Source organism: Geothrix mesophila, from assembly GCF_022808835.1.
In the GTDB taxonomy this organism is placed as follows: Bacteria; Acidobacteriota; Holophagae; order Holophagales; family Holophagaceae; genus Geothrix; species Geothrix paludis.
This window is the reverse complement of the sequence record NZ_JAKZLD010000003.1, coordinates 244,506-268,502: the sequence shown is the minus strand read 5'-3', so window position 1 is coordinate 268,502 and position 23,997 is coordinate 244,506. Positions and strand designations below refer to the sequence as shown.

General features: G+C 68.1%; 21 protein-coding genes. 12 read left to right on the top strand and 9 right to left on the bottom strand.

Translation table 11 applies throughout. From position 1 onward, the window contains the following. The first annotated feature begins 403 nt into the window (after positions 1-403). From MLG87_RS11175 to MLG87_RS11155, 5 genes are all read left to right on the top strand, one after another. Entirely contained in the window at positions 404-3,946 is a 3,543-nt protein-coding gene (locus MLG87_RS11175; protein ID WP_243295252.1) for a PKD domain-containing protein, read from the top strand. 35 nt (positions 3,947-3,981) lie between these two features. Continuing rightward, entirely contained in the window at positions 3,982-4,686 is a 705-nt protein-coding gene (locus tag MLG87_RS11170) for a hypothetical protein (RefSeq protein WP_243295251.1), read from the top strand. Positions 4,687-4,937: 251 nt separating this feature from the next. Next, a complete protein-coding gene (purB, locus tag MLG87_RS11165) occupies positions 4,938-6,389 on the top strand; it encodes an adenylosuccinate lyase (RefSeq protein WP_243295250.1) in 1,452 nt (483 codons plus the stop codon). Between the two features lie 22 nt (positions 6,390-6,411). Next, positions 6,412-7,242 carry a hypothetical protein gene (locus MLG87_RS11160; protein WP_243295249.1) on the top strand — a complete coding sequence of 277 codons (831 nt, stop codon included), beginning with the start codon at positions 6,412-6,414 and terminating at the stop codon, positions 7,240-7,242. 5 nt (positions 7,243-7,247) lie between these two features. Further along, positions 7,248-7,895 carry a 4Fe-4S dicluster domain-containing protein gene (locus MLG87_RS11155; RefSeq protein WP_243295248.1) on the top strand — a complete coding sequence of 216 codons (648 nt, stop codon included), beginning with the start codon at positions 7,248-7,250 and terminating at the stop codon, positions 7,893-7,895. Positions 7,896-7,955: 60 nt separating this feature from the next. On the opposite strand, the gene lipA is transcribed toward MLG87_RS11155, so the two are convergent. Further along, positions 7,956-8,882, bottom strand: coding sequence for a lipoyl synthase (lipA, locus tag MLG87_RS11150; RefSeq protein ID WP_243295247.1), 927 nt, complete (start codon positions 8,880-8,882; stop codon positions 7,956-7,958). 156 nt (positions 8,883-9,038) lie between these two features. Between lipA and MLG87_RS11145 the strand changes: the two genes are divergently transcribed. Genes MLG87_RS11145 through MLG87_RS11135 form a run of 3 tightly spaced genes read left to right on the top strand, consistent with a single transcriptional unit; the run spans position 9,039 to position 13,308 of the window. Next, on the top strand, positions 9,039-9,449 hold the full coding sequence (locus MLG87_RS11145; protein ID WP_279341239.1) for an EamA family transporter: 411 nt from the start codon (positions 9,039-9,041) through the stop codon (positions 9,447-9,449). A gap of 16 nt (positions 9,450-9,465) precedes the next feature. Further along, complete coding sequence (locus tag MLG87_RS11140; RefSeq protein WP_243295245.1) at positions 9,466-11,355, top strand: APC family permease; 1,890 nt, start codon at positions 9,466-9,468, stop codon at positions 11,353-11,355. A 21-nt stretch (positions 11,356-11,376) separates the two neighbouring features. Further along, a complete protein-coding gene (locus MLG87_RS11135; RefSeq protein ID WP_243295244.1) occupies positions 11,377-13,308 on the top strand; it encodes an APC family permease in 1,932 nt (643 codons plus the stop codon). A 24-nt stretch (positions 13,309-13,332) separates the two neighbouring features. On the opposite strand, the gene MLG87_RS16180 is transcribed toward MLG87_RS11135, so the two are convergent. Together MLG87_RS16180 and MLG87_RS11125 are read right to left on the bottom strand one after the other, a co-directional pair. Beyond that, positions 13,333-14,052, bottom strand: coding sequence for a hypothetical protein (locus MLG87_RS16180; protein ID WP_279341238.1), 720 nt, complete (start codon positions 14,050-14,052; stop codon positions 13,333-13,335). A 98-nt stretch (positions 14,053-14,150) separates the two neighbouring features. Then, positions 14,151-15,821: a M4 family metallopeptidase gene (locus tag MLG87_RS11125; RefSeq protein ID WP_243295243.1), complete on the bottom strand. Its 1,671-nt coding sequence runs from the start codon at positions 15,819-15,821 to the stop codon at positions 14,151-14,153. A gap of 238 nt (positions 15,822-16,059) precedes the next feature. Here MLG87_RS11125 and MLG87_RS11120 point away from each other — a divergent pair, with 238 nt between their 5' ends. Genes MLG87_RS11120 through MLG87_RS11110 form a run of 3 tightly spaced genes read left to right on the top strand, consistent with a single transcriptional unit; the run spans position 16,060 to position 18,308 of the window. Further along, the gene (locus MLG87_RS11120; RefSeq protein WP_243295242.1) at positions 16,060-17,379 is read left to right on the top strand and encodes an MFS transporter; all 1,320 of its coding nucleotides are present in this window, start codon (positions 16,060-16,062) and stop codon (positions 17,377-17,379) included. A 48-nt stretch (positions 17,380-17,427) separates the two neighbouring features. Further along, positions 17,428-17,853 (top strand): guanyl-specific ribonuclease, encoded by a 426-nt coding sequence (locus MLG87_RS11115; protein ID WP_243295241.1) that lies wholly within the window; start codon positions 17,428-17,430, stop codon positions 17,851-17,853. After that, positions 17,853-18,308 (top strand): barstar family protein, encoded by a 456-nt coding sequence (locus MLG87_RS11110; RefSeq protein ID WP_243295240.1) that lies wholly within the window; start codon positions 17,853-17,855, stop codon positions 18,306-18,308. The genes MLG87_RS11115 and MLG87_RS11110 overlap by 1 nt, the downstream gene beginning before the upstream one ends. Positions 18,309-18,320: 12 nt before the next feature. Here MLG87_RS11110 and MLG87_RS11105 read toward each other — a convergent pair whose 3' ends face one another. The 4 genes from MLG87_RS11105 to MLG87_RS11090 all read right to left on the bottom strand — a co-directional run bounded on the left by MLG87_RS11105 (position 18,321) and on the right by MLG87_RS11090 (position 21,448). Beyond that, on the bottom strand, positions 18,321-18,953 hold the full coding sequence (locus MLG87_RS11105; RefSeq protein ID WP_243295239.1) for a YceH family protein: 633 nt from the start codon (positions 18,951-18,953) through the stop codon (positions 18,321-18,323). Between the two features lie 7 nt (positions 18,954-18,960). Then, complete coding sequence (locus tag MLG87_RS11100) at positions 18,961-19,533, bottom strand: DUF3501 family protein (protein ID WP_243295238.1); 573 nt, start codon at positions 19,531-19,533, stop codon at positions 18,961-18,963. Continuing rightward, positions 19,530-20,924 carry a heterodisulfide reductase-related iron-sulfur binding cluster gene (locus MLG87_RS11095; RefSeq protein WP_243295237.1) on the bottom strand — a complete coding sequence of 465 codons (1,395 nt, stop codon included), beginning with the start codon at positions 20,922-20,924 and terminating at the stop codon, positions 19,530-19,532. Before MLG87_RS11095 ends, MLG87_RS11100 begins: the two co-directional genes overlap by 4 nt. Positions 20,925-21,028: 104 nt before the next feature. Further along, positions 21,029-21,448, bottom strand: coding sequence for a rubrerythrin family protein (locus MLG87_RS11090; RefSeq protein ID WP_243287429.1), 420 nt, complete (start codon positions 21,446-21,448; stop codon positions 21,029-21,031). Between the two features lie 126 nt (positions 21,449-21,574). On the opposite strand from MLG87_RS11090, the gene MLG87_RS11085 reads away from it, so the two are divergent. Beyond that, on the top strand, positions 21,575-22,501 hold the full coding sequence (locus MLG87_RS11085; protein WP_279341237.1) for a LysR substrate-binding domain-containing protein: 927 nt from the start codon (positions 21,575-21,577) through the stop codon (positions 22,499-22,501). 7 nt (positions 22,502-22,508) lie between these two features. Here the strand turns inward: MLG87_RS11085 and MLG87_RS11080 are convergent, their stop codons facing one another. Continuing rightward, entirely contained in the window at positions 22,509-23,285 is a 777-nt protein-coding gene (locus MLG87_RS11080) for a thiazole synthase (protein ID WP_243295236.1), read from the bottom strand. A 27-nt stretch (positions 23,286-23,312) separates the two neighbouring features. Beyond that, on the bottom strand, positions 23,313-23,984 hold the full coding sequence (locus MLG87_RS11075; protein ID WP_243295235.1) for a hypothetical protein: 672 nt from the start codon (positions 23,982-23,984) through the stop codon (positions 23,313-23,315). Positions 23,985-23,997 lie beyond the last annotated feature (13 nt).

Below are 23,997 nucleotides of genomic sequence, written 5' to 3'. Positions count from 1 at the left end.
ACAAATCAATGAATCCGTAACGTGTGAAAGCTGCGACTTAGAATGGAACGGAAAACGGCCCCACAGCCGACGGATAGCCGCTTCGAGCTGGAAGGTGAGTCCGTTGGGAAGGGTGAACGACGGCACTCCAGGGCCGCGTCTCCAGAAAAAATTAAATGAATAATTCACTACAAATCGACTTATATCTGTAAAATACAAAACGCTTTCATCACACCAATTGAAAACGCATATTGCTTAATCATTGAAGATGCGCTTACTCTCTTCCGGTTCTATTTGCTTTTAGGATGGATCGGCAGAAGGGATTCTTTTGGGAGTCGCTATGACTGAAAGTAGGTTTTTCCTCAGGCTCATAGCCTTGATGACGGGTCTACTCGTTTCAGGATGTTCAGGCGGCGGTGGTTCTGTGTCTTCGGGTTCCGTGCCGACTCAGAACACCGCGCCTCAGGTCTCGAATTACAGCTATTCGCCCGTGGATGGGCAGCTCAACCCCTACGTCAGCTATTCGTTCACCGCTACGGCCTCGGATCCGGATATCGGTGACACCATCGCAAGCTACATCTGGGATTTCGGCGATGGCAGCGCCCAGGTCACCAGTGCATCTCCGACCACGGCGCACAGCTTCAACAAGGGAACACTGGACCCCACGAAGGGGGGGGGCGTCTCTGTGAAGGTGAAGGCCATCGACAGTCGGGGCGCCGGCAGCGCTTGGTTCTCCAAGTCGCTCACGGTGGCCGGTCAGGCCTCCCCCGTGACGGTCTCCTTCGTTTCCCCCACCCAACCGGTGACCCTACAGGCGGCGACCACCGGCACGGTGTCGCAAGCCTTCCAGATCCAGACGGCGGATGCGGCCGGAGGGGCCATCAGCACCTCTGGAATCGCATTCACCACCGGCGATACCGCAGCGGGCGCAAGCATCGTCAGCATCGTCAGCAACGGAGGCGGCCTGTTCACCGTCACCGTGAGCTATCAGCCGGGAACCATCGGCTCCAGTCGCACGGATACGCCGAGCGTGATCGTCACGAATTCCAACGGTCTTGCCAGTGCCGCCGTTTCTGGTCCCGCAATCACGATCACGACGACCGGCCCGAACAACCCTCCAACCCTCGTGGTGACTCAACCCGCCTCCCCCAGCACGCCCATCTACTCGAGCGTGAAGGCGAACTTGGCGTTCACCCTCACGGATGTCGATGGCGACCCTGTGTCTTACACGGTGGACTGGGGCGATGGGACCACGCCTGACGCCGCCACGGCCTCCTCTGGGACCAAGATCGGCGCGTCGGTGTCGCTGAACCACGTCTACGCAGACACCTTCACGAGCAGCAGCAAGAATGCCACGGTCCTCATCACGGCCCAGGACAACCGGGGTGGCGTGGCGGGTCCGCAGAACCGGATCTTCACCGTCACCTACAACACGTACCCGGTGGCCGCCATCCACTCGCCCGGGCCCAGTGGGACCCTTCCGAGCGCGACGGACCTTCCCACGAACCCCAGCAGCGGGCTCTACAACCCGCCGACGACTACCAGCCCCGACGTGGTGGTGATTCCTGCAGGCGGGAGCCTCATCTTCAGCGGGAGCGGAACGCCTCCGGCCAGCGGAGGCACCATCACCTACACCTGGACCTTCAACGGCGGGGTGCCCGCGACGTCCAACCTCCAGACACCTCCGAAGATCGTCTATCCAGGTGTGGCGGGACAGGCCGTCGCCTATCTCGCGACCCTCACCGTCACGGACAACCTGAACCGCACATCCAGCACCGGCGCCCCGACGAACCTCGCGCCTCCGGTCGCCAAGATCTATCAGAAGTGGATCGTGGTGGACGGGGCCCACACCCAGAACTTCAACCTGAGCTTCCTCTACCGTCAGCGGTCACAGGCGGGGGCTGACAGCTTCACGCTTGCCACCCAGGCTGCCAATGGATACGGCGCTGCCGTGCAGATCTTCCAGGACGGTCAGTTCACGACCTTCCCGGTTTCAGATCTCACCAGCCATGCCACCGTCCAGATTCCGGTGCGATCGAACCTGCCGTTCTACGTCCAGGTGCCCGGGTTCGGTCCGGATTCGCACGGCTACCTCCTCCAGATCCCCAATGCCCCCACGGGCACCTTCGCCGACCCCTCCCTGGGCTCGGCCCTGGGGGCAGGTTCGAGCTTCGGATTCCAGAACGCGGGCGCGCCCTGGAACCCCACGCTCCAGATCGTGACGGCGGAGGGCTTCGGCCCCGAGACTACCGCGGTGGGGCAGCGCCGCCTGCAGGGAATCGTCAACACGTCCGCGCCCTACGGGACCAACATGATGGGTACCGTGGGCAGCCCCACGCCTTCGCCATCCAATATCCGGTGGATGGACCGGCTCTCGGTTCCCGGCAACGACCCTGCGGGTGCTATCCAGTGGATCCAGTCATCCAACAACATCGCGACCTTCAACGGCATTCCGGCCAACCAGCTCTTCGATGAATGGACGCTGTTCGCCCACACCCTCCAGAACGACACCCAGGTCGTGTCGAGCAGCGCGGCCACCTTCACCACGAGTCCCGCAGGTCCGGCAGACCTGGGGTTCATCCTGAACTACCCGAAGTACAGCGGCACCGGCGTCAATTCCGATTCCTACTGCGTCAATGCGCTCCAAGCCTATCGTGTGCCCGCCAGCAGCACGGATCCCTACGACTTCAACGCCGGGAACAACGCCTTCAATGATGCCTCGCTGACGGTTGGCTTAGGCACCGTAGTCCCCCCGGTCACGTTGACCGACTATCCCACCTTCCGCCCGGCCGCCAACGGAAGCCCTGTCCAGCTCTACCTTGAACAGATCGCCAACGGGTCCCAGGGGGCCGCGCCCCTGCAGGGTGGGATCACGGGATTCACCATTCCCTATGATGGCAACGACCCGAACCGGGTCCCGAACCAGAACCTCACAGGAACCTTCGCCAATATCCGGCAGGTGTTCTCCTACGCCGACTACCTGTGGTCGCGGGTCTGGGCCCGTCCCTTCGTCCTGGATCGCGCCTCACTCAGCTATCTCGACACCGCCCTGAACATGACCATGTTCAACGGGTTCAGCTTCGGGGCCCCGACGGCGGGCGGTTCTTGGCCCAAGAGCACCAGCGCCATCAGCCCGGACAACAGCAAGATCGACCTGACGGCGAACGGGTACCCGGCCTTCGATGCCACTCAGTCACCGGTTTCCACCACAGGAATCCCGCCCTCGACCGGTGTCGGCCACTTCTACTGGGCCGCCTTCACCCCCTATTACTCCGCGGCCTCCGGGGCGGTGATCAGCCGCTCCTGGTTGGCGGATACCACGGGCCAGTTCCCCACCACGTTCAATGGGACCTCGGCCACGGGATTCGCGCTCAGCGGCTGGGGCTTCACCCCTCCCATCGACCTGGTGGTCGATAAGCGCGGGCGGGATGCGACCGGCGCCCTCAATGGCCAGCTGACGGGTGGCTACCGCATCGCCTGGTTCAACCCCACCAAGGATGCCAGTGGCGCCGTCGTGCCCCCGGACTTCTGGGTGGTGGACATCCAGGCCAATGGGAAAGTGCAGGACTTCCTGCTCCCCGCCAACTACCCGTCCACCCAGCTGGTCAGCAGTCCCGTGTTGACGGACGCCCGGACCTTCCTCCCCTCCGGGGCCACGGCCTTCACGGCAGGCGACCAGGTGGGCCCCGGCTACTGCTGGTTCGACCTGCCGCTGGAACTGCGGCCCACCAGCGGGACGGCCACCATCACGGTCTTCGCCGTGAAATCTGTCCAGGTCAACACCAGCGCCACGGCCTCTGCGCGTCCGCTCAATCGCCCCGATTGGATCGAAGGGGTCAAGACCGCGACCCCGAGGGTCTCGATCGTCTCCAATACGGGCGATGTCAGCTTCGGCCACAAGATCCTTTTCAAGTACCCATGGGACATCGTCATCGTGAACAGCGCCCAGACGCTGGTGGCCCCCTGAGCCATACCCTACCCACAAGGTCCGGAGGAATTTTGATGAAGTGGAAATCCGCTCTTCTGATCGCACTTGGCCCGGGGTTCCTGGCCGCCCAGTCCCCGGCGCAGGAAGCCAGGGGCAAGGTCCAGATCTTTGTCGACAGTACGACATTCCATGACTACACCTTGGCTAGCGTCAACAATTACGTATTCATCGACAAGGCGAAGGACCAGGTCGGAATCGGCCTCAGGTTCGTCGCGGATTTTCCCGACGCCCCCAACTGGGGCCTTGAACTGGGAGGCCGGCTCCCCCAGCGGTCCAAGTTCCAGCTCAACGGCTCCGGGGGTGGATGGACCATCGATAACACGGAGACGAAACTTCGCTACTCCTGGTGGTCGGTCGGCCTGGGGTACGCCCTGCGCCCCTCGTCGTCCTTCGAGATCGCGTTCCACCTCGAGGGTCGGGGGGAGAACCTGAAAGTCGAGGGGGCCACCACGGCGACCTCCGGCGGGGTCGCCACCCAGTACCCCGCGTCACAGGGGGTGAATTTCTGGCGCCCCTGGGTCAGAATCAGCGCCGAGTTCAGCCTGCCTTCGAGCGGAAGGGCTTGGGCTCCCCACTTCGGGGCGGATGTCTCCGGGGCGCTCAAGAACACAACCCAAGACGGGGTTCAACGGCTCAGCGATTCCATTCACAGTGATACGACGCTGAAATCCATGGCCCCCCGTTGGGAGGCTTCGATTTACGCGGGAATCCAGTTCTGAGTCAAAAATCGATATCGCGCTGACATAACGCGCCGAGTCAATAAAACCCTGCTGATTCCTCTCGAGGATTGGTGCAGACCTGGATGCCGCACTACCGTAGGGCAGAATTTGGGGGGGGCGAGCCAGATCGGGTCAGATCATAAGCAGACAACCAGGAACGGGTCTCTGATGGATGGATCCACCCCTGCTTTCATGCGTTTGCGCCACGCGCGGGGTGCGGTGACATGCGACACTGGAAGGCCGGAGTTCCCATGCCTTTCCTCCCGCCCCACGACGGATCCGACCTGGAGCGTTTCGAGCATCCCCTGGCCAGCCGCTACGCGAGCAAGGCCATGGTGCGCCTGCTCTCGCCCCTCTACCGCCAGCGGGTCTGGCGCCGCCTCTGGATCGCCCTGGCGGAAGCCGAGTCCGAGCTGGGCCTGCCGGTAACGAAGGCGCAGGTCGCCGAGCTGAAGGCCACCCAGGACGACGTGGACCTGGACGCCATCGCGAGGCACGAGTCCGCCCTGCGCCACGATGTCATGGCCGCCATCCACGCCTGGGGCGAGCAGGCGCCTGGCGCCCGGCCCATCATCCACCTGGGCGCCACCAGCTGCTTCGTCACGGACAACGGTGATCTGCTCATCGTGCAGGAGGCCCTGGCCCTGCTGCGCCGCCGCCTCCAGGACGTGATCGCCGCCCTGGCGGCCTTCGCGGACCAGTGGAAGGATCAGCCGACGCTCGGCTTCACCCACTTCCAGCCCGCCCAGCCCACCACCGTGGGCAAGCGCGCCAGCCTCTGGATCCAGGACCTGCTGCTGGACCTGGAGGACCTGGACCACCTCATCCGCACCACGCCGGTGCGCGGCGTGAAGGGCACCACGGGCACCCAGGCCAGCTTCCTCGAGCTCTTCGAGGGTGACGGAGCCAAGGTCGAAGCCCTGGAGCGGCGCTTTTGCGACAAGGTGGGCTTCCCGGCCATTCCCGTCAGCGGCCAGACGGCCACGCGCAAGCTGGAGGATCGAATTGGCCAGGTGCTCTGCGGGATCGCGGCCTCGGCCTCGAAGTTCGCCTGCGACCTGCGCCTGCTCCAGCACCTGAAGGAGGTCGAGGAGCCCTTCGAATCGAAGCAGATCGGCTCTTCCGCCATGCCCTACAAGCGCAACCCCATGCGCAGCGAGCGCATCAACAGCCTCGCCCGCTTCGTGCTCGGCCTCATGCCCTCCAGCTACCAGACCAGCGCCAGCCAGTGGATGGAGCGCACCCTGGACGACAGCGCCCACCGGCGCCTCACCATCAGCCAGGGCCTGCTGGCGGCGGACGCCATCCTCGTGCTCTTCCGCAACGTGGCTACGGGCCTTGTGGTCTACCCGAAGATGATCGAGGCGCGCCTGGCCCAGGAGCTGCCCTTCATGGCCGCCGAGGTGCTGCTCATGGAGGCCGTGAAGCGGGGCGGCGACCGCCAGGACCTGCACGAGCGCTTCCGCGTGGCCGCCCTGGAGGCGGGCCGCCGCATCAAGGCCGAGGGCCGTCCCAACGAGCTGCTGAAGCTCCTGGCGGAGGATCCCGCCTGGGCCATGACCGAGCCCGAGCTGGCGGCCCTGCTGGACGCCGGCCGCTTCACGGGCCGGGCCGGAGACCAGGTGCGGGCCTTCCTGGCGGGCCCCGTGGCCGCCGCCCTGAAGGATCACGCCCCGGCCGACGAGGCCGCCGTCCGCGTCTGACACTGACATCGAAAGGTTCGACATGTTGAAGCTCGCCGTCATCGGCGCCCAGACGCTGCTGGGTCGCGAACTCGTGAACGCGCTGGAGGCCCAGGATGCCTCGGTGGTGCCCCTGTCCATCGGCCCGCTCACCCTGGCCGAGGAGGAGGGGGACCTGGTGGTCTTCGCCCCCGATCCGGCGCTGCTGGAGGGTCTGGATGCCGTGATCCTCGCCGACACGCCCGACCCCTCCTTCCTGGAGGGCTTCCCGGGGCGCATCCTGGATCTGCGGGCCGAGCCTGAGCCCCGGGTGGACCCCATGCCCCTGGCGGGCGGATGGCCCAAAGGCGCGAAGTCTCTGAGGGGGCGCCCGGCTCTGGAGCAGGTGCTGGCGCTTCTGCCCTCCCTGCTGGACGGCATCGGCGACGTGGGTGGCACCCACCTTCGGTCCGTGGCCTGGATGGGCGACCGGGGCCTGGATGGCCTCGTGGAGCAGACCCTGGCCGTCCTCAACGGTGAGGATCCCGATCTCGCCAAGCTGGGCTACCGCCAGGCCTTCGAGGTGGTGCCGGTCCCGCCCGTCGCGGGCAAGGGCCGGCTCATGGAGATCCGGGTGCCCTCCTTCCACGGAGACCTGCTGATCCTCCAGATCCGCGCCGAGGAGGGGCGCTCCCTGGCGAAGAAGGCGGCTCCGGCTGGCGTGGCCTGGGTGGAGGCGGCGCCCAGCTCCCGGGACGTGGCCGTGAGCGCGGAGCTCCTGGCCCACCTGGACCTCGCGGGAGACGGGAAGGCCGCCGTCCTCACCCTGGGCTTCGACCCCGTGCTCTGGGGGACCCTGCGGCCCACCATGAGGGTGCTGGGATTGATGGACTGACGCCCATGGCCAAGAAGCTCGACGAACCCCAGGAGCGAGGCGACTTCTTCAAGTCCCTGGGCACCTTGTTCGCCGGCTTCGTGGCGAACCGCGTGGAAGAGGCCGTGACGAACCTGGGGCCCCGGCTGCTCCGCCCCCCCGGCGCCCTGGACGAACTGGAGTTCCTCACCAAGTGCACCCGCTGCGACAAGTGCATGCGGGCCTGTCCCGAGAACGCCATCCTCAAGGCGGGCCCCAACGCGGGCCTGGGCCTGAAGACGCCCTACCTCGACCCGCGCAGCATCCCCTGCTTCCTCTGCACCACGCTGCCCTGTGTGGCCGAATGCGACGACGAGGCTCTGGTCTGGCCCCGGCTCGTCCGGAAAGATGGCACCGTGCTCGAGGGGCCGAAGGCCGTGCGCATGGGCACGGCCCGCGTGAAGCCGGGCCTCTGCGCCACCTGGGGCGACGTGGACCGGGAGCCCCGCGCCTGCCGCGTGTGCGTGGACCGCTGCCCCTACCCGGAGGAGGCCATCCGCATCGCGGAACCTGGGGAGGGGGAGACCGTGGGCCATCCGGTGGTGGAGGCAGATGTCTGCACGGGCTGCGGCCTCTGCGTCTTTGCCTGCCCCGCCGAGCCCGTGGCCATCGTGGTGGACCCGCGGCGGGATTGAAACGGCGAAAGGCGCGAAAGCCCTGCGGGCGCGCGAAAAGCTCGCGGTTCCCGCGTGCTTCTAGGCGATGCTGATGCCTTCCATGCCTGCCACCTCGTGGGCGTTGAAGCTGGAGCGCACGAGGGGGCCGGCGTAGACGGTCTGGAAGCCGAAGGCCTTGGCCTTGGCGCCCAGAGCGGCGAACTCGTCCGGATGCACGTAGCGCTTCACGGGCAGCTGGTGGCGGGTGGGGCGCAGGTACTGGCCCAGGGTGAGGATGTTGACGCCGGCTCCGGCCAGGGCCTCGAACACCGTCATCAGCTCGGCTTCGGTCTCGCCCAGCCCGAGCATGAGCCCGCTCTTGGTGCGGAAGGCGTCGCCATAGAGTGCCTTCCCCAGCTCCTTCGCGTGCGCCAGCACGCGGAGGCTGCGCTCAAACCTGCCCGCGGGTCGTACTTCGGGGTAGAGGCTGGGCACGGTCTCCGTATTGTGGTTGAACACGGCGGGGCCCGCGGCCACCACCCGGGCCACGGCGTCAAGGTCACCCATGAAGTCGGGCACCAGCACTTCCACGCCCACACCGGGATTGCGGCGGCGGATGGCGAGGATGGTCTCGGCGAAGTGGGCGGCGCCGCCATCCGGCAGGTCGTCCCGGTTCACGGAGGTCAGCACGGCGAAGCGCAGACCCAGCGCGGCCACGCGCTCAGCCGTCTCGGCGGGTTCGTGGGGGTCCAGGGCCCTCGGCCTGCCGCTCTGGATGCTGCAGAAGCCGCAGGCCCGGGTGCAGACCTCGCCCATGAGCAGGAAGGTGGCCGTGCCGTGGGTGAAGCAGTGGGTTCGGTTGGGGCAGCGGGCCTCCTCGCAGACGGTGTGCAGGTGCGAATCCCGCAAGCCCGCCTTCATGCCGTGGAGGTCGCCCAGCTTCACCCGCTCCTTGGTGATCCACTCGGGGAGGCGGGGGTGTCCTTCGAGCACTTCGCGGCCCACGCGCTTCGAGAATCGGGGCATCCGCCCTCCTTGCGAACCTCCAGTTTCCCGTAGCGGACCGGAATCTCCAACCCGTCCGCACAGGCGGACGGGCCCCGTTGCCTGTGGCGTCCGTCAACCCTTGTCCCCACAGCCTGCGCCTGCCCCCATAATGGGTTCCTTTGGGGTGTGCCGGGTATGGCGTGGTTGGGTTGGGCAATGGCGGCGATGGTTCTCATGGGCCTGGGCAACCTGGGCATGAAGGCCGCGGGTCACCACGGGCTGCCCCCGGCGGCGGTGCTCTTCTGGGTGGTGGCCGGCGAGGTGCCCCTGGCGCTGGCCTACTGGCTGTGGCGCGGGCGCCCCGGCGCGCCTGCCGGCGCCACGGCCTGGGCCCTGGTGGCCGGGATCGCCACCGCGGCGGCCCTGATCGCCGTGAACGAAAGCTTCTTTCGGGGCGCCAAGGCTGCGGTGGGCGTGGGCATCATGAATGCGAACTTCATCCTCGTGGCCCTGATGGCCTTCCTCCTCTTCCGCGAGCAGCTCCAGCCCTCCAAGCTGGTGGGACTCGCGGCCACCCTCTCCGGCCTCTGGCTGATGGCCCGCTGAACCAGGAGCCTTGAACATGGCCAATGTCCGACGCCTCCTGCTGGGCCGCCGCCTCGCCAGCGAGGAAAGCCACGAGGCCCGCATCAGCAACCCCGTCGCCCTGGCGGTGTTCAGCTCCGACGCGCTCTCCTCCGTGGCCTACGCCACCGGCGAAATCATGGCCGCCCTGGGCCCCTACATGGCCATGGCGGCCTTCGGGCCGGCGGTGCTGTCCTGGTCCTGGCCCGTGGCCGTGGGCATCGTGCTGCTGCTGACCATCCTCACCATCAGCTACCGGCAGACCATCTTCGCCTACCCCAGCGGTGGCGGCGCCTACATCGTGGCCAAGGAGAACCTGGGCGAGCTCCCGGCCCAGGTGGCGGGCGCCTCCCTGTTGGTGGACTACGTGCTGACGGTGGCCGTGAGCGTCTCCGCCGGCGTCACCGCCATCACCAGCGCCTTTCCCGGAGCGGATGCCCATCGGGTGGCCCTCGCCCTGGCCGTGGTGGCCTTCATCGGGCTGATGAACCTGCGGGGGGTGAAGGAGAGCGGGGCGGTGTTCTCCGTTCCGACCTACGGGTTCGTGATCTCCATGTTCGCGATCATCGCACTCGGGTTCTGGCGCTACTTCGCGGGAGGCGTGGCCGCGGGGGAACATCACGCGGTGGTGGCGCCGCCCCTGCCGGGCTGGATCGCCATCTGGGTGTTCATGAAGGCCTATGCGGCCGGCTGCACGGCCCTCACGGGCGTGGAGGCCATCTCCAACGGGGTGTCGGCCTTCCGGGAGCCCACAGCGCGGAACGCGGGCAAGACCATGATCGCCATGGTCCTGATGCTCGGCGCCATGTTCCTGGGCATCACGTGGCTGTCCAACCACTTCGGCATCATGTACACCGGCGAGGGCGAATCGCTGCTGTCCATGCTGGAGCGCCGGATCCTCGGGAACGGCCCGGGACTTCCCCACATCACCTACCTGCTCATGCAGGCCTTCACCATGCTGATCCTCTGCCTGGCGGCCAACACGGCCTACGCGGACTTCCCGCGCCTGGCGGCCATGATGGCCCGCGACGGCTTCCTGCCCCGCCAGTTCTCCAGCCAGGGCGATCGCCTGGTGTTCTCCAACGGCATCTTCATCCTGTCCTTCCTTTCGGGCGTCCTCCTGTGGATCTTCAACGCCCGTGAGCATCACCTGCTGCCGCTCTACGCCGTGGGCGTCTTCCTGGGCTTCACGCTGTCCCAGATGGGCATGGTCCGGCACTGGCTGAAGCTCCGCGGCCGGCGGTGGGTCTTCAAGTCGCTCATCAACGGCGCCGGGGGCCTCACCACCCTGGTCGTGATGACGGTGATCATCCTGACGAAGTTCACCCACGGGGCCTGGGTGGTGGTGCTGGTCCTGCCCCTCATGGTGATGACCTTCTTCAACATCCACCGGCACTACATCCGCGTGAAGTCCATCCTGGCCGGCAGCCGGGCGGACTTCATCACGCCCCGCAAGAACCGCGTGGTGGTGCTGGTCTCCGGCATCCACTCCGGCGTGGTGCAGTCCCTGAACTACGCCAAGGTCATCGCGGACCATGGCGAAGTCGAGGCCCTCACCGTGGACTTCCCCGATGAGCATGGCCGCGACAGCGCGGCCCTGGAGAAGCTGCGCTCCGACTGGCCGCGGTACTGCGAGGGCATCCCCCTGCGGTCCATCCGTAGTCCCTACCGCAAGATCGTGGAGCCCATCGTGGAGGAGCTGGACCGCATGCGCCGCGTGGAGCCGGAGTACACCATCACGGTGATCCTGCCGGAATTCGTCACGGGCCACTGGTGGGCCAACCTCCTGCACAACCAGACCGCCTGGCGCATCAAGGGCACCCTGCTCATGAAGCCCAAGACCGTGGTGATCTCGATCCCCTACCACCTGGAGCCCATACTGGAGTAGCGTTCTGTCCGGGAGACACGGATGCAGAGCTTGAGGCGGATCCTGCTGGGACGTCGGCTCTCCAGCGAAGAGACGCAGCACACCAAGATCAGCAATCCCGTCGCCCTGGCGGTGTTCAGCTCCGACGCCCTGTCCTCCGTGGCCTATGCCACCCAGGAGATCATGGCGTCCCTGTCCAGCACGGTGGGCCACGCCCTCGGGGCCGGGGCCCTGGCCGGGGCCGCGGGCTACGCCATGTTCGGCTGGTCCATCCCGGTGGCCCTGGGCATCGTGGCCCTGCTGGCCATCCTGGCCGTCAGCTACCGGCAGACCATCCTCGCCTATCCCGGCGGCGGTGGCGCCTACATCGTCGCCATGGAGAACCTGGGCGACCTCGCCGCCCTGACCGCCGGGGCATCGCTGCTCCTGGACTACATCCTGACGGTGGCCGTGTCCGTCTCCTCGGGCGTGGCGGCCATCACGGCGGCCCTGCCGGCCCTGGAGGGGCACAACGTCGCCCTGACCCTGGCGGCCATCGGCTTCATCGCCCTCATGAACCTCCGTGGGGTCAAGGAGAGCGGCGGCCTGTTCGCCATCCCCACCTACGGCTTCGTCATCAGCATCCTGGTGGTGCTCGGCTACGGGACGTTGAAGCTGGTGATCGCGGGCGGGCCTTCGCCGGTCCAGGCGCAGGCAGCCGTGGACCAGGGCACGCACCTGGCGGGCCTCACCATGGCCTGGGTGTTCATGCGGGCCTACAGCGCCGGATGCACCGCCCTGACCGGCGTCGAGGCCATCAGCAACGGCACCACCGCCTTCCGGGACCCCGCCGGCCCCAATGCCGCCAAGACCATGCTGTGGATGGTGGGGCTGCTGGCGGTCATGTTCCTGGGGATCACGCTCCTGGCCCACCGGTTCGGCGTGACCTACCAGCACAGCGCGGATCCCGCGGTGGTGGCCGAGACGCTCCTCTCCAAGCTGAACAAGGCCATCCTCGGAGACATCAGCCACGGGTTCCCCAAGCTGGTCTACTACGTGGTCCAGGGCTTCACCTTCGCCATCCTGGTGGTGGCGGCCAACACGGCCTTCGCGGATTTCCCCCGGCTGGCGGCGCTCCAGGCCCGGGACGGGTTCCTGCCCCGCCAGTTCGCGAGCCAGGGCGACCGCCTGGTGTTCTCCAACGGCATCCTCATCCTCTTCTTCTTCTCGGGGGTGCTGGTCTGGCTCTTCCATGCCAATACGGACATCCTGCTGCCCCTCTACGCCGCGGGCGTGTTCATGGGCTTCACCATCAGCCAGACGGGCATGGTGGCCCACTGGCGGAAGGTCCGGGGCCGGCACTGGCACCTGAAGGCGGCCATCAACGGCCTGGGGGCCATCACCGCCTTCGTGGTGCTGCTGGACATCGCCGTCACCAAGTTCATCCACGGGGCCTGGATCGTGATCCTGCTGGTGCCGACCCTGGTGGTGGTGCACTTCAACATCCGCCGTCACTATGTCGGCGTGAAGGGTAAGTTGGCCGCCAGCCGGACGGACGCCACCCTGCCCACCAAGCACCACGCCCTGGTGCTGGTGAACAGCATCCATCGGGGCGTGGTGCAGTCCCTGCTCTACGGCCGCCACGTCGCCGGGGACCGCGTGGAGGCCCTCACGGTGGACCTGGGCTCCGACGGCGTCCGGGAGAGCCGGGCCATGGAGAAGCTGCGGGCGGATTGGACGATCTACGGCATGGGCGTGCCCCTGCGTTGCATCCCAAGCCCCTACCGCAAGGTCGTGGAGCCGATCCTGGCGGAGGTGGAGCGCATCCGGCTCGCGGAACCCGAGCTGGTCCTCACGGTCATCCTGCCGGAGTTCATCGCCCCCAAGTGGTGGCAGCAGTTCCTGCACAACCAGAGCGCCCTGCGCATCAAGGCGGCCCTGCTCGTGAAGCCCGGGGTGATCGTCACATCGGTGCCCATGCATCTGCCCCAGTAGGCCCCGGTAGAAAAGGCGCTCCCCTCAGCGCATCCGGCCCGTGGGGCGCGTCAGCAGCTCCTGGCCGCTGAGCAGCTCCCCCAGGGTCTGGTGCCGGGGGCTCAGCACCATGCAGAGGAAGCTGAGGGGGAAGCAGGCCACCGAGACGAGGTGCACGAGCGAGAAGGTGATGCGCCGCTCCGGGGCGTTCTCGGGCAGGGTCACCCCGAAGGGCGCCATGAGGGGAGACTGGCCTGTGAGCACGAGGGGCGCCATGAAGAGGATCCAGGATGTCGCGAACAGGTAGGGCACCACGAAGGGCCAGGCCCCGGCGAGAAGCCGCAGGGGGGAGATGCCCAGGGCCCAGGCCGGGAGGGTCAGGGCCAGGCCCTGGACGAGGACGAGCAGGAGCGCCTCGGTGGCCTCCACCTTCACCAGGGGCCAGAAGCTGGAGCTGGGATTCTGGATCCCGAGGGTGGCCTGAGGGTGGAACCCGGGAGCGGGGAGGGGATCGCCGGCGTCGGATCGCTGCAGCTCCTCGGGGGCCACCTCCACGGCCACTTCCGGCACCCGGCCCAGGGCCGGGGCGGTCAGGGCCCGGGGGGAGGCCTCGAGGGGCACCTGGGCCAGGGCCGAGGCCTGGAAGAGCATGGGACGGCCCTGTCTCGGCGGCGCCAGGGCCAGGCCGCACTCCGGGCACTCCGCCGCGAGGGGGGAGAGGCGGGTCTGGCAGCTGGGGCAGGTGCGCCGGGTGGAGGCGGTCATCATGCACCACTATCGGGCAGGGACCCCCGGGAGGGAAGCCGGCCGGAACGCGACGCGCCCCGGCGGAGCCGGGGCGCGAAGAAGTCAGGCAACCTGGACTAGAGGACGTTCACGGCCTTCCAGGCGGTGTTCACGGTGCTGTATTCCACGGAGGCGGCGCCGTAGAGGTCGGCGGCGGCGCTCAGGGTGGCGGTGCGGGCGCCGGCGTAGTTGGTGCTGCTGGTCATGTAGACCGTGAGGGCGCGATACCAGATGCGGGCGGCCTTGTCGTTGCCCAGGCCGGCGATGCTGGTGACGCCGTTGGCCATGGGGGACTGGATACCATCCGAGAAGGTGTCGATCTGGCTGCCGTGGGCCAGGAGGAAGAAGAAGTGGTTCGCCACGCCGGAGCTGTAGTGGACGTCCAGGCGGCCGAGGGTCTTGGACCAGGCGTCGGGGCTCTTGCCGTCCAGGCTGGGCTTGTGCATGAAGCGCAGGGGCCGGTAGTAGCTGGCGGTGGCCAGCTGCTCGCCGATGTAGTAGTTGGCGGCGGGCACGGCCTTGCTGGTGGAGGGCGTGGGGGTGGTGGTGCCCGTCCAGTAGACGTTGATGGTCGAGGTGATGTTGCTGTAGTTGGGCACGGTGGTGGTGCCGCCCCCGTGGGCCATGAACTCGACCATGGTGCCGAAGATGTCCGAGTTGGCTTCGTTCAGGCCGCCGGACTCACCGCGGTAGGTGAGGTTGGCGGTGCGGGCGCAGACGCCGTGGCTCATCTCGTGGCCGGCCACGTCGATGGATTCGAGGGACTTGAAGGAGGAGCCGTCGCCGTAGGTCATGCAGAAGCAGCTGTCGGACCAGAAGGCGTTGTCGTAGGCGCTGCTGTAGTGCACGCGGCTGTAGGTGGCGGTGCCGTTCCCGTCGATGCCGTTGCGGCCGAAGATGTTCTTGTAGAAGTCGTAGGTGAGGCCCACGCCGTAGTGCGCGTCGACAGCCGCGGTCTGGCCATTGGCGGAGGTGGTGCTGGCGCCGGAGACGTAGTTGGCGCCGTCGCCCCAGGTGTTGTCGGCGTCGGTGTAGGTGGTGCCGTTGCCGGTGGTGGCGTGGTTCAGGTCGCGGGTGTCGAAGTTCATGCCGCGGACCGTGTCCCGCAGCTCGTAGCCGCTGGCCAGGCTATTGGTGTTCAGGGCCACCACGCCGGAGTACTGGCTGTTGCCGGTGCCGTTGGCCGCGGCGGTGTGGAGGGTGCTCCACTGCTCCAGGATGGCGCCGCTGTGGGCGTCCACGAGGAAGTCGGTGTGGCGGGTCTCCTCGGCGCCGTTCTCCAGCTCCGTGTGGATGTGGTAGGCCAGGGTGGGCTGGCCGACGTTCACCACCACCAGCTCGGAGGTGGGCGTGTGGGTGTAGGCGCCCTTGGGGGCCAGGGACTGGTGGGCCACGGCCAGGGCCTCGGAGGCGCCGAGGGTGGGCGTGACATTCAGGTTGAGGCCGCGGACCAGGGCGTCCGTGCGGCCGGTGACGGCGCCGCCCTTCATGTGGACGATGGTCTCGCCCTCGAACACGCGCACGCCCTTGTAGAACTGGTTCATGCGGATGTGGGCCTCGCCGGTGGCCTCCTCGAAGACGTTCTTGGTGGCGAAGCCGGCATTCCGGTCCAGGCCCAGCTGGAAGACGCGGGCGTCCAGGTGGCGGGCCGCCTCGTTGGCGAGGGAGCTGTCCACGGGACGGGCGGCGAAGGCCGGGACCACCAGAAGGGCGGCGGCGGCAAGGCGAAGGGTGAGGCGGGATGGCATGATGACCTCCAGGGAGTCTAAGCTCCGGATGGGTGGATGGGGATGACAAGGACTGGGGTGCGTGAATGAATCCTAGGTGGCAGAAGGCAAATCATCCCTGTTAAGAGTTATGAATTTTTATGAGAATCAATTCTATTTGCGAGGTTTGGGGAGGCCCCTGTCACCATCGGGGGATCGAGCCACTCCGGTTTTCCCCCCTTGTTTCTGCTGACGCTCTGGCCCACCTGAGGACCCCACGATGACCTCCGCGATTCCCGGTGCCTTCCATCCGAGCACCCGGCTCTACCGGTTCACGATCCTGATCTTCATCAGCCTGCTGGTGCTGGGGAGCTACTTCGCCTATGACAGCATCGGGGCCCTCGAGACAACGCTGATGCGGGAGCTGAACCTCGACCGGAGCACCATCGGCAACCTCTATACGGCCTATTCCGTGGCCGCCATCGCCATCGTGTTCTTCGGCGGCATGCTCTACGACAAGCTGGGACCCCGCAAGGCCAGCCTGCTGTTCAGCACCCTCGTCTTCCTGGGCGCGGTCATCGTGGCGGTGGCGAAGGGCAAGTGGATGCTCATCTTCGGGCGGCTGATCTTCGGCGCCGGCTCCGAATCCCTCATCGTGGTCCAGAGCGCCATCATCAGCCGCTGGTTCAAGGGCAAGGAGATGGCCATGGCCTTCGGGATCGCGCTGACCCTCAGCCGCGTGGGCACGCTGTTCTCCTTCAACACCGAGGAGCTCATCGCGGACCACTTCCACAGCTTCCGCACGGCCCTCTGGGCGGCGGCCCTGCTCTGCCTCTTCTCCGTGGTCTGCAACCTGGTCTTCGTCGCCATGGACCGGCACGGCGAGCGCGAGCTGTCCCTGCCGAAGGCCGGCGCCGGCGACAAGATCGTCTTCTCCGACCTCAAGAAGTTCACCTCGTCCTACTGGTTCGTGGTGCTGCTCTGCGTGACCTTCTACAGCGCCATCTTCCCGTTCACCGCCCTCTCCACGGACATGTTCCACGACAAGTGGGGGATCCCCCTGGTCAGCGCCTCGAACGGCGGGTTTCTGACCCGGGTCTTCTACAACTTCACCCACATGTTCAGCACCGCGCCGGGGATCACGAGCATCGCCATCGCCGCCTCGATGTTCTTCGCGCCCTTCGCCGGGGACCTGGTGGATCGCCTGGGCCGGCGCGCCTCCTTGATGGTGGTGGGCTCCCTGCTGATGATCCCGGCCCACCTCCTGATGGGCATCACCCACTGGAGTCCCATCCCGATGATGGTGATGCTGGGCGCGGCTTTCGTGCTGGTGCCCGCCGCCATGTGGCCTTCCGTGCCCCTGGTGGTGGAGGAGAACCGCGTGGGTACGGCCTTCGGCCTGATGACGGCCATCCAGAACCTGGGCCTGGGGCTGTTCCCCTACCTCAACGGCAAGCTGCGGGACGTGACGGGGAGCTACACCGCCACCCAGATCATGTTCGCGGGGCTGGGGTTGGCGGGGCTCGTCTTCGCCTTCCTGCTGCTGCGGGCGGACAAGCGGCATGGCGGCGTCCTGGAGGCCGGATCCTCCAAGGCCTAATCCGTCCGGGAGAGCCGGAGTAGACTGGAAACCCTTTCCGGAGCGCCCATGACCTGCTGGCGGAGGACCCTCGCACACCTGGCCGGTGGCTTGGCGCTCCTGGCGGCCCTGATGGCCCCGCTGGCCTGCGGTCCCGAGGCCGCGCCCCCGACCCAGCCATCGGTCCAGCCGCCGGCCCAGGTGCGGCAGACTCCGCCGAACGACTCGATTCCCGCGCCGGCCCGGGAGACCCTGGCCTACGTCCGCCAGCACGGCTACGCCCCGCCGGGGTACATCGGGGGGCGCGTCTTCGGGAACTACGAAGGGGCGCTGCCCCGCTACGACGCCCGCCGCAAGCGCATCGAGTACCGGGAGTGGGACGTGCACCCCAAGGCCGAGGGGCGCAACCGCGGCGCCGAGCGCCTGGTGACCGGCAGCGACGGCCGCGCCTGGTACACGGCGGATCACTACCGCACCTTCACCGAGGTGAAGTGATGACCGGGGTGGACTGGTCCTTCCTGGCCTCGACCCAGCGGCCCCGCGTGCATGTGTGGTCCGGGTCCGCCTCGGCCCTGGTGGACGCCGCGCCTGCGGAGACGGGCCGGATGCTCCGCTGGCTGCGGGGCGACCGCATGCGGACCCGCCGGGGGCTGCTGGATGAATGGGCGGCCGCGGCTCAGTTTCCGCCCCACTTCGGCGGCACCTGGGACAGCCTGCGGGACTGCCTCTCGGACCTGCCGGAGGGCGGCGCCTTCCTGGTGCTGGAGGCGGACCAGCTCCTTCAGGACGCGCCGCCGGAGGACGGGGTCACGCTGATGGCCGTCCTGGCCGACGCCGCCGAGGACCTGGCCCCCCAGCCCTTCCACCTGGTGCTCCAGGTGGATCCCGCCCGTCGGGGCGACCTGGTGGCCGGCCTGCGGGCCCTGAACGTGGCCTACGGCGACCTTTAGGGCCTGACGACCCTAGAACTGGGCCCTGAAGGCCTCGAAGGCCTGGCGCAGGTCCGCCAGTTCCTCGCGCAGCGAGGCGACCTCGGCTTCCAGCTGCTCCACCCGCCCGGGCGCGCCGGGAACGGCGGGCCTGGCGGGAGCGGCCTCGGCCGCCACCGGGCCCGCGAGCAGGTGCGCCACCCTTGCCTCCCGCGCGCCCGGGGCCCGGGTCAGGCGCACGGCCAGGGGTGGCTCGGCTTCCATCAGGGCCGCCAGGCAGCCCTCCAGCTCCGCCAGGTCTGGGAAGGCGTACATGCGCTTCGTGTTCGTGCGCAGCTCGCCGGGTGTCTGCGGGCCCCGCAGCAGCAGTTCCGCCAGCAGGGCCGCCTCCTGCACGGAGAGGTTCCAGGTGGGCTTGGCCGTGTGGGCGAACTTGAGCACCCGGCCCGGCCAGGTCTCCACCAGGCCTCGCGCCATGAGCGCATCCGCCGCCGCCTGGACTTCGGCTTCCGACACCGCCAGCACGGGCTCGCGGTTGCTGGACTGGTTGCAGGCGTTCACCAGGGCGTTCAGCGAGAGCGGGTACACGTCCGGCGTGCTGAGCTGCTTCTCCAGCAGGCAGCCGAGGATACGGCATTCCAGGGGGGCGAGGTCGACATCGGGCATGGAGGCATTATGCCCCGGCGGGGAGCCGGCCCAGATCCTCCAGCAGGGCCCGCTGGGTGGCGGGGCTGAGCGGGGTGCCGGCCGCGAGCTCCGGCAGGTCCACCACCAGGCCCGCGGGAACGCGGTCGCCCACGGGGAAGAGGAGAAACTGCACGGAGGAGAGGCGCGCCTCGTCCATCTGGGCCGCATCGAAGCGGGCCGCCTCGCGGCTGCCGTCCGTGAAGGTCAGGTGCAGGTGGCCCGGGAGGCCCCGCCAGCGTCGGAGGAGCACGGGACGCAGGGCCGCGTCGGGGATCTCGATGAGCAGGGTGCAGCCCAGCTCCCCCTCGCCGCCGAGAACGGCGTTGTAGGTGTCCAGCTCGTGCCGGATATCCGATTCGCGCACCATCTGCTCGGCCCGCACCATCTCCAGGATCTGGTAGCGGATGGTCTCCCGGTTCTCGAAGAGCAGGGTGAGGTGCTCGCCCAGGTGGACCCGCCGCAGGTCCTTGGCGGCCATGGCCGAGGCCCGGATGGTGTCCCGCCGCTCGGTGTAGGTGAGGAAGTCCAGGATCTCGGAACGGTCGACCCGCGCCGTCATGGTGTCTCCGGGGCGAGGGGGCTCGGGAACCCGTCCTTGCGGTAGGCCCGGGCCAGGATGGTCATGGGATGGAGGGCCCGCCGTCCGGCATGCTGCTCGAACTGCATGCCCGCCAGGGGGCACTCCGTGGCCCAGACCGTCGCTTCCTCCGCGGCCTGCATGCCCGCGAAGGCCTTCTGGCCCACGCGCCGGCTGGCCTCGTAGGTCTCCGCGCGCATGGCGTAGGTGCCGTCGTGGCCGCAGCACTCCATCACGGAGACGATGGAGACGCCGGGGATCCTCTTCAGCAGGTCGCGACCCTTGAAGCCCACCCGCTGGGCGCGGAGGTGGCAGGGCGCGTGGTAGGCGATGGGGCCCGGGCTGGATTCGAAGCTCCAGTTGGCCCGGGGCTCGTTCCGGATGGACCAGAGGAACTCCGCCGGGTCGCGGACGGCGGCGGCGAGCTTCTTCGCGCGCTCGCGGTCCTCGCCCTCCAGCAGCTCCGGGTACTCCTGGCGCAGCATCATGGCGCAGGTGGGGTTGATGGCGAGCACCAGCGAGCCTGCCTCCACGTGGGGCATGAGGGCGTCCAGGTTGGCGTGGGCCTGCTTCCGGAGGCTCTCCAGGTCGCCGTGCTCCCAGGCGGGCATGCCGCAGCACTGGAGCCCCTTCACGCACCCCGCCCTGCAGCCGTTCTTCTCCAGCACCTCCAGGGTGTCCTTGCCGAGCTGGGGCTCGTTGTTCTGCACGATGCAGGTCTGAAAGAGCACGGCCTCGGCGCCGGGCTTGGCCTGGATGCGCCCGCTCTTTTCGGCCCAGGCCTCGAAGGTGGCGGAGGCGAAGTCCGGCAGGTGGGCGTCCCGGTGGATGCCCAGCGTCTTCTCCATGAACCAGCGATGGATCGCCACCCGGTTCATGGTGTTGGCCAGGCCGAAGGAGGTCCGAGCCAGCTTCGCGGAGAGGTCCGGATCGCCCAGGAGCTTGTCCCGGAGCGTGCCGCCCTCGCGCTTCCGGCGCTGGGCCTGGTAGCGATGGACGAGTCTGGGGAAGTCCAGGGCGAAGGCGTGGCCCTCCCGGGGCGTGTAGGGGCACTGCACCTCGCAGAGCTTGCACTGGAAGCAGTCGTCCATGATGCCGTCGCGCTCCTCCTTCGAGAGGGCGCGCACATCACCGTGGTGCTTCTGATCCAGCAGGGCGAAGAGGCCCGGAAAGGCGTCGCAGTACTTGAAGCACATGCGGCAGCCGTGGCAGATCTCGAAGGCCCGCTCCACCTCCTCCTTCAGCAGCGCCTCGTCCCAGTAGCGGGGATCCGTAGCGTCGTAGGTGGTACCCTTCCCAGCCACGTAGCTGATGCGCTCCCCCGGCGTGGTGTGCGGGCGCACGTGGTCGTCCACTTCGTAGCGCTCGGCCATGCGTCACCTCGAAAGAATTCGGAACGCGGAGAGCGCGAAGGACGCCAACCAAGGCCTTCTATTCGCGGTTCTTCGCCCTGTTCGCGCCCTTCGCGTTCCGACTTTCAGCTGATGGACTCGAGCATCTTCTGGAAGCGGCCGGCGTGGCTCTTCTCGGCCTTGGCCAGGGTCTCGAACCAGTCGGCGATCTCGGCGAAGCCCTCCTCGCGGGCGGTCTTGGCCATGCCCGGGTACATGTCCGTGTACTCGTGGGTCTCCCCGGCGATGGCGGACTTGAGGTTCAGGGCGGTGTCGCCGATGGGCAGGTCCGTGGCGGGATCGCCCACGGCCTTCAGGTAGTCCAGGTGCCCGTGGGCGTGGCCGGTCTCACCGTCGGCGGTCTCCTTGAAGTTGCCGGCCACCTCCGGGTAGCCCTCGATGTCGGCCACCTTGGCGAAATAGAGGTAGCGGCGGTTGGCCTGGGATTCGCCCGCGAAGGCGTCCTTGAGGTTCTGGTGGGTGCGGGTGCCTTTCAGCTTGGTCATGGCTCCTCCGGGATCGGGTCCCCAACATAGGTCCGACGGGACCACCGGGCCGATACTTCTTCCGGATCGTGTTGATAGGCTGACCCTATCAGGTGATGACCTGGAGCTTGGATTTCCCGATCGCTGATGCCATGCTCGGCGCCCATGGCGCGGGCTTCGGACCTTTCCCTCCGGCAGCTGGAGTACCTGGTGGCCCTGGCGGACACCCTGGGCTTCCACCGGGCCGCGGAGCGGGTCCATGTCTCCCAGCCCTCCCTCAGCGCGCAGATCCAGCAGATCGAGGCCACCCTGGGCCTGCGGCTCTTCGAGCGGGACCACCGCCGCGTGCTCCTCACGCCCGCGGGCGAGGCGGTGGTGGCCCGAGCGCGCCGCATCCTACGGGAGGCCCAGGACCTCCTGGCCTCGGCCCAGGCCTGGCGGGATCCCTTCCAGGGCACCTGGCGCCTGGGGGTCATCCCCACGGTGGCGCCCTACCTGCTGCCGGAGGTGCTGCCCGTCCTGGCGGCCGCGCACCCGGACCTGCGCCTGAAGCTGCGGGAGGAGCGCACGCCCGTCCTGCTGGCGGATCTGGCCGCGGGGGGCCTGGAGGCGGCCATCCTGGCGGAAGGCAGTGATCTCGGCGACCTGGCGCGCGTGCCCCTGCGGGAGGACCCCTTCCTGCTGGCGGCGCCCCTTCACCATCCCGTGGCCCGGAAGGCCCAGGTGAGCCTGAGGGACCTGGCGGGTCAGCCCCTCCTCCTGCTGGAGGATGGCCATTGCCTGCGGGGCCAGGCCCTGGCCTTCTGCGGCGAGGCCGGGGCCCGGGAGGTGGATTTCCGGGCCTCCAGCCTGCCCACCCTGGTGCAGATGGTGGCTGCGGGCCTGGGCCTCACCCTGCTGCCCGGCCTCTGCATCCCGGTGGAAGCGAGCCGCGCGCCGCTGGCCCTCCGTCCCTTCAGCCGCCCGGCGCCGGGGCGCACCCTCGTGCTGGCCTGGCGGCGGGAGTCGCCCCTGGCCGAGGCTCTGGGCACCTTCGCGGAGGATCTGCGGAAGGCCTGGCCGGAAGCCCGCTAATGGCCGCCTATCGCCCCACCACACCCACGACCGGGCTGCTGGCGCTGGCATAGAGGCGCTTGGGCATGCGGCCGCTCTCGAAGGCCAGGCGCCCCGCCTGCACGGCGTGGTCCATGGCCTGGGCCATCTTGGTGGGCTCGCCCGCCTCGGCCACGGCGGTGTTGAGCAGCACGCCGTCGGCACCCAGCTCCATGGCCAGCGTCGCGTCCGAGGCCGTGCCCACGCCGGCGTCCACGATCATGGGCAACTGGTAGGCCTCCACCACCTCTTTGATCAGGAGCAGGGTCATGGGGTTCTGCACGCCCAGGCCCGAGCCGATGGCGCTGCCCAGGGGCATCACCGCCGCGCAGCCCACGTCGCAGAGCTTCTTGGCCAGGATGGGATCGGCGTTCACGTAGGGCAGCACCGTGAAGCCTTCCTTCACGAGGATCTTGGCGGCTTCCAGGGTCTCCTCGTTGTCGGGATAGAGCGACTTCTGGTCGCCGATGACCTCCAGCTTCACCCAGGGGGTGTCCAGGGCCTCGCGGGCCAGGCGGGCCACGCGGAGGGCCTCCTCGCGGGTATAGCAGCCGGCGGTGTTGGGCAGGAGGGTGATGTCCTTGGGGATCCAGTGGAGGATGTTGTCCTCGCCCTTGGCGTTCAGATCGAAGCGGCGCACGGCCAGGGTGACCATCTCCACCCGCGCGGCCCGGTAGCAGGCCTGCATGGTGGCGAAGTCCTTGTACTTGCCCGTGCCGAGGACGAGGCGGTTGCTGAAGGTCTTGCCGGCGATGACGAGGGACATGGGGTGCTCCGAGGCTCCAGTGTACCCTCAGGGCCCCTGGGCGCCCTGGACGGTCAACGTCAGGCTCCGCTCGCCCATGGGGCCCCGGAAGATCACCTGCACCGTCAGGGGCGCGCGGGAGTCTGGACCGCGGAGGAAGATCAGCCCTCTTCGGGTCTCGCTGGCCGCCAGCCGGCCCGGGGCCCAGGCCTGCTCGCGGAAGAAGGCTTCCAGACGCCGATTGCTGCGGGCGGCGACGATGGCGTTGGACACGCCGATGCAGGCGCCGGCGATGGTCAGCCCCTGGAAGACTGCTTGATCGGAAATAACCACGGGACCGCTGCTGGACCTCCCCGCGGCCCCCAGGCTGGCCAGGCCCGGGAGGAGTGGGTAGAGGAGGTAGGCGAGGCTCCGTTGTTTCACGAGCGTCGTTGCGGCCTCCGGCGGAAGGGCCGTGGCTCCCGCCGGGAGGTCCAGGCGCAGGATCTCGAGGTCGGCCGAAGAGGTGTTCTCGAGGGTCAGGGCCAGGACGCGCAGGTTCGCCCGAAGGGCCTTCCGCTCGTACCTTGAGTTGTCGCCCCAGGGCTGCGGCGCCAGGTGCCCAGCAAGGCCTTCACCCCGGACACTCGCGGGAGGCGTGGCGAGGGTCACAGGCCGGTAGATCCGGGCGCACCCCAGGGCCCCGATGATCGCAAGCAGGGTGCAGAGCAGCGTTCTCATGGAGCCTCCCGGA

Coding starts and splice junctions, on each gene's coding strand:
- MLG87_RS11170 (WP_243295251.1), top strand. CDS start 3,982: ATGAAGTGGAAATCCGCTCTTCTGATCGCACTTGGCCCGGGGTTCCTG.
- purB (WP_243295250.1), top strand. CDS start 4,938: ATGCCTTTCCTCCCGCCCCACGACGGATCCGACCTGGAGCGTTTCGAG.
- MLG87_RS11160 (WP_243295249.1), top strand. CDS start 6,412: ATGTTGAAGCTCGCCGTCATCGGCGCCCAGACGCTGCTGGGTCGCGAA.
- MLG87_RS11155 (WP_243295248.1), top strand. CDS start 7,248: ATGGCCAAGAAGCTCGACGAACCCCAGGAGCGAGGCGACTTCTTCAAG.
- lipA (WP_243295247.1), bottom strand. CDS start 8,882: ATGCCCCGATTCTCGAAGCGCGTGGGCCGCGAAGTGCTCGAAGGACAC.
- MLG87_RS11145 (WP_279341239.1), top strand. CDS start 9,039: ATGGCGTGGTTGGGTTGGGCAATGGCGGCGATGGTTCTCATGGGCCTG.
- MLG87_RS11140 (WP_243295245.1), top strand. CDS start 9,466: ATGGCCAATGTCCGACGCCTCCTGCTGGGCCGCCGCCTCGCCAGCGAG.
- MLG87_RS11135 (WP_243295244.1), top strand. CDS start 11,377: ATGCAGAGCTTGAGGCGGATCCTGCTGGGACGTCGGCTCTCCAGCGAA.
- MLG87_RS16180 (WP_279341238.1), bottom strand. CDS start 14,052: ATGACCGCCTCCACCCGGCGCACCTGCCCCAGCTGCCAGACCCGCCTC.
- MLG87_RS11125 (WP_243295243.1), bottom strand. CDS start 15,821: ATGCCATCCCGCCTCACCCTTCGCCTTGCCGCCGCCGCCCTTCTGGTG.
- MLG87_RS11120 (WP_243295242.1), top strand. CDS start 16,060: ATGACCTCCGCGATTCCCGGTGCCTTCCATCCGAGCACCCGGCTCTAC.
- MLG87_RS11115 (WP_243295241.1), top strand. CDS start 17,428: ATGACCTGCTGGCGGAGGACCCTCGCACACCTGGCCGGTGGCTTGGCG.
- MLG87_RS11110 (WP_243295240.1), top strand. CDS start 17,853: ATGACCGGGGTGGACTGGTCCTTCCTGGCCTCGACCCAGCGGCCCCGC.
- MLG87_RS11105 (WP_243295239.1), bottom strand. CDS start 18,953: ATGCCCGATGTCGACCTCGCCCCCCTGGAATGCCGTATCCTCGGCTGC.
- MLG87_RS11100 (WP_243295238.1), bottom strand. CDS start 19,533: ATGACGGCGCGGGTCGACCGTTCCGAGATCCTGGACTTCCTCACCTAC.
- MLG87_RS11095 (WP_243295237.1), bottom strand. CDS start 20,924: ATGGCCGAGCGCTACGAAGTGGACGACCACGTGCGCCCGCACACCACG.
- MLG87_RS11090 (WP_243287429.1), bottom strand. CDS start 21,448: ATGACCAAGCTGAAAGGCACCCGCACCCACCAGAACCTCAAGGACGCC.
- MLG87_RS11085 (WP_279341237.1), top strand. CDS start 21,575: ATGCCATGCTCGGCGCCCATGGCGCGGGCTTCGGACCTTTCCCTCCGG.
- MLG87_RS11080 (WP_243295236.1), bottom strand. CDS start 23,285: ATGTCCCTCGTCATCGCCGGCAAGACCTTCAGCAACCGCCTCGTCCTC.
- MLG87_RS11075 (WP_243295235.1), bottom strand. CDS start 23,984: ATGAGAACGCTGCTCTGCACCCTGCTTGCGATCATCGGGGCCCTGGGG.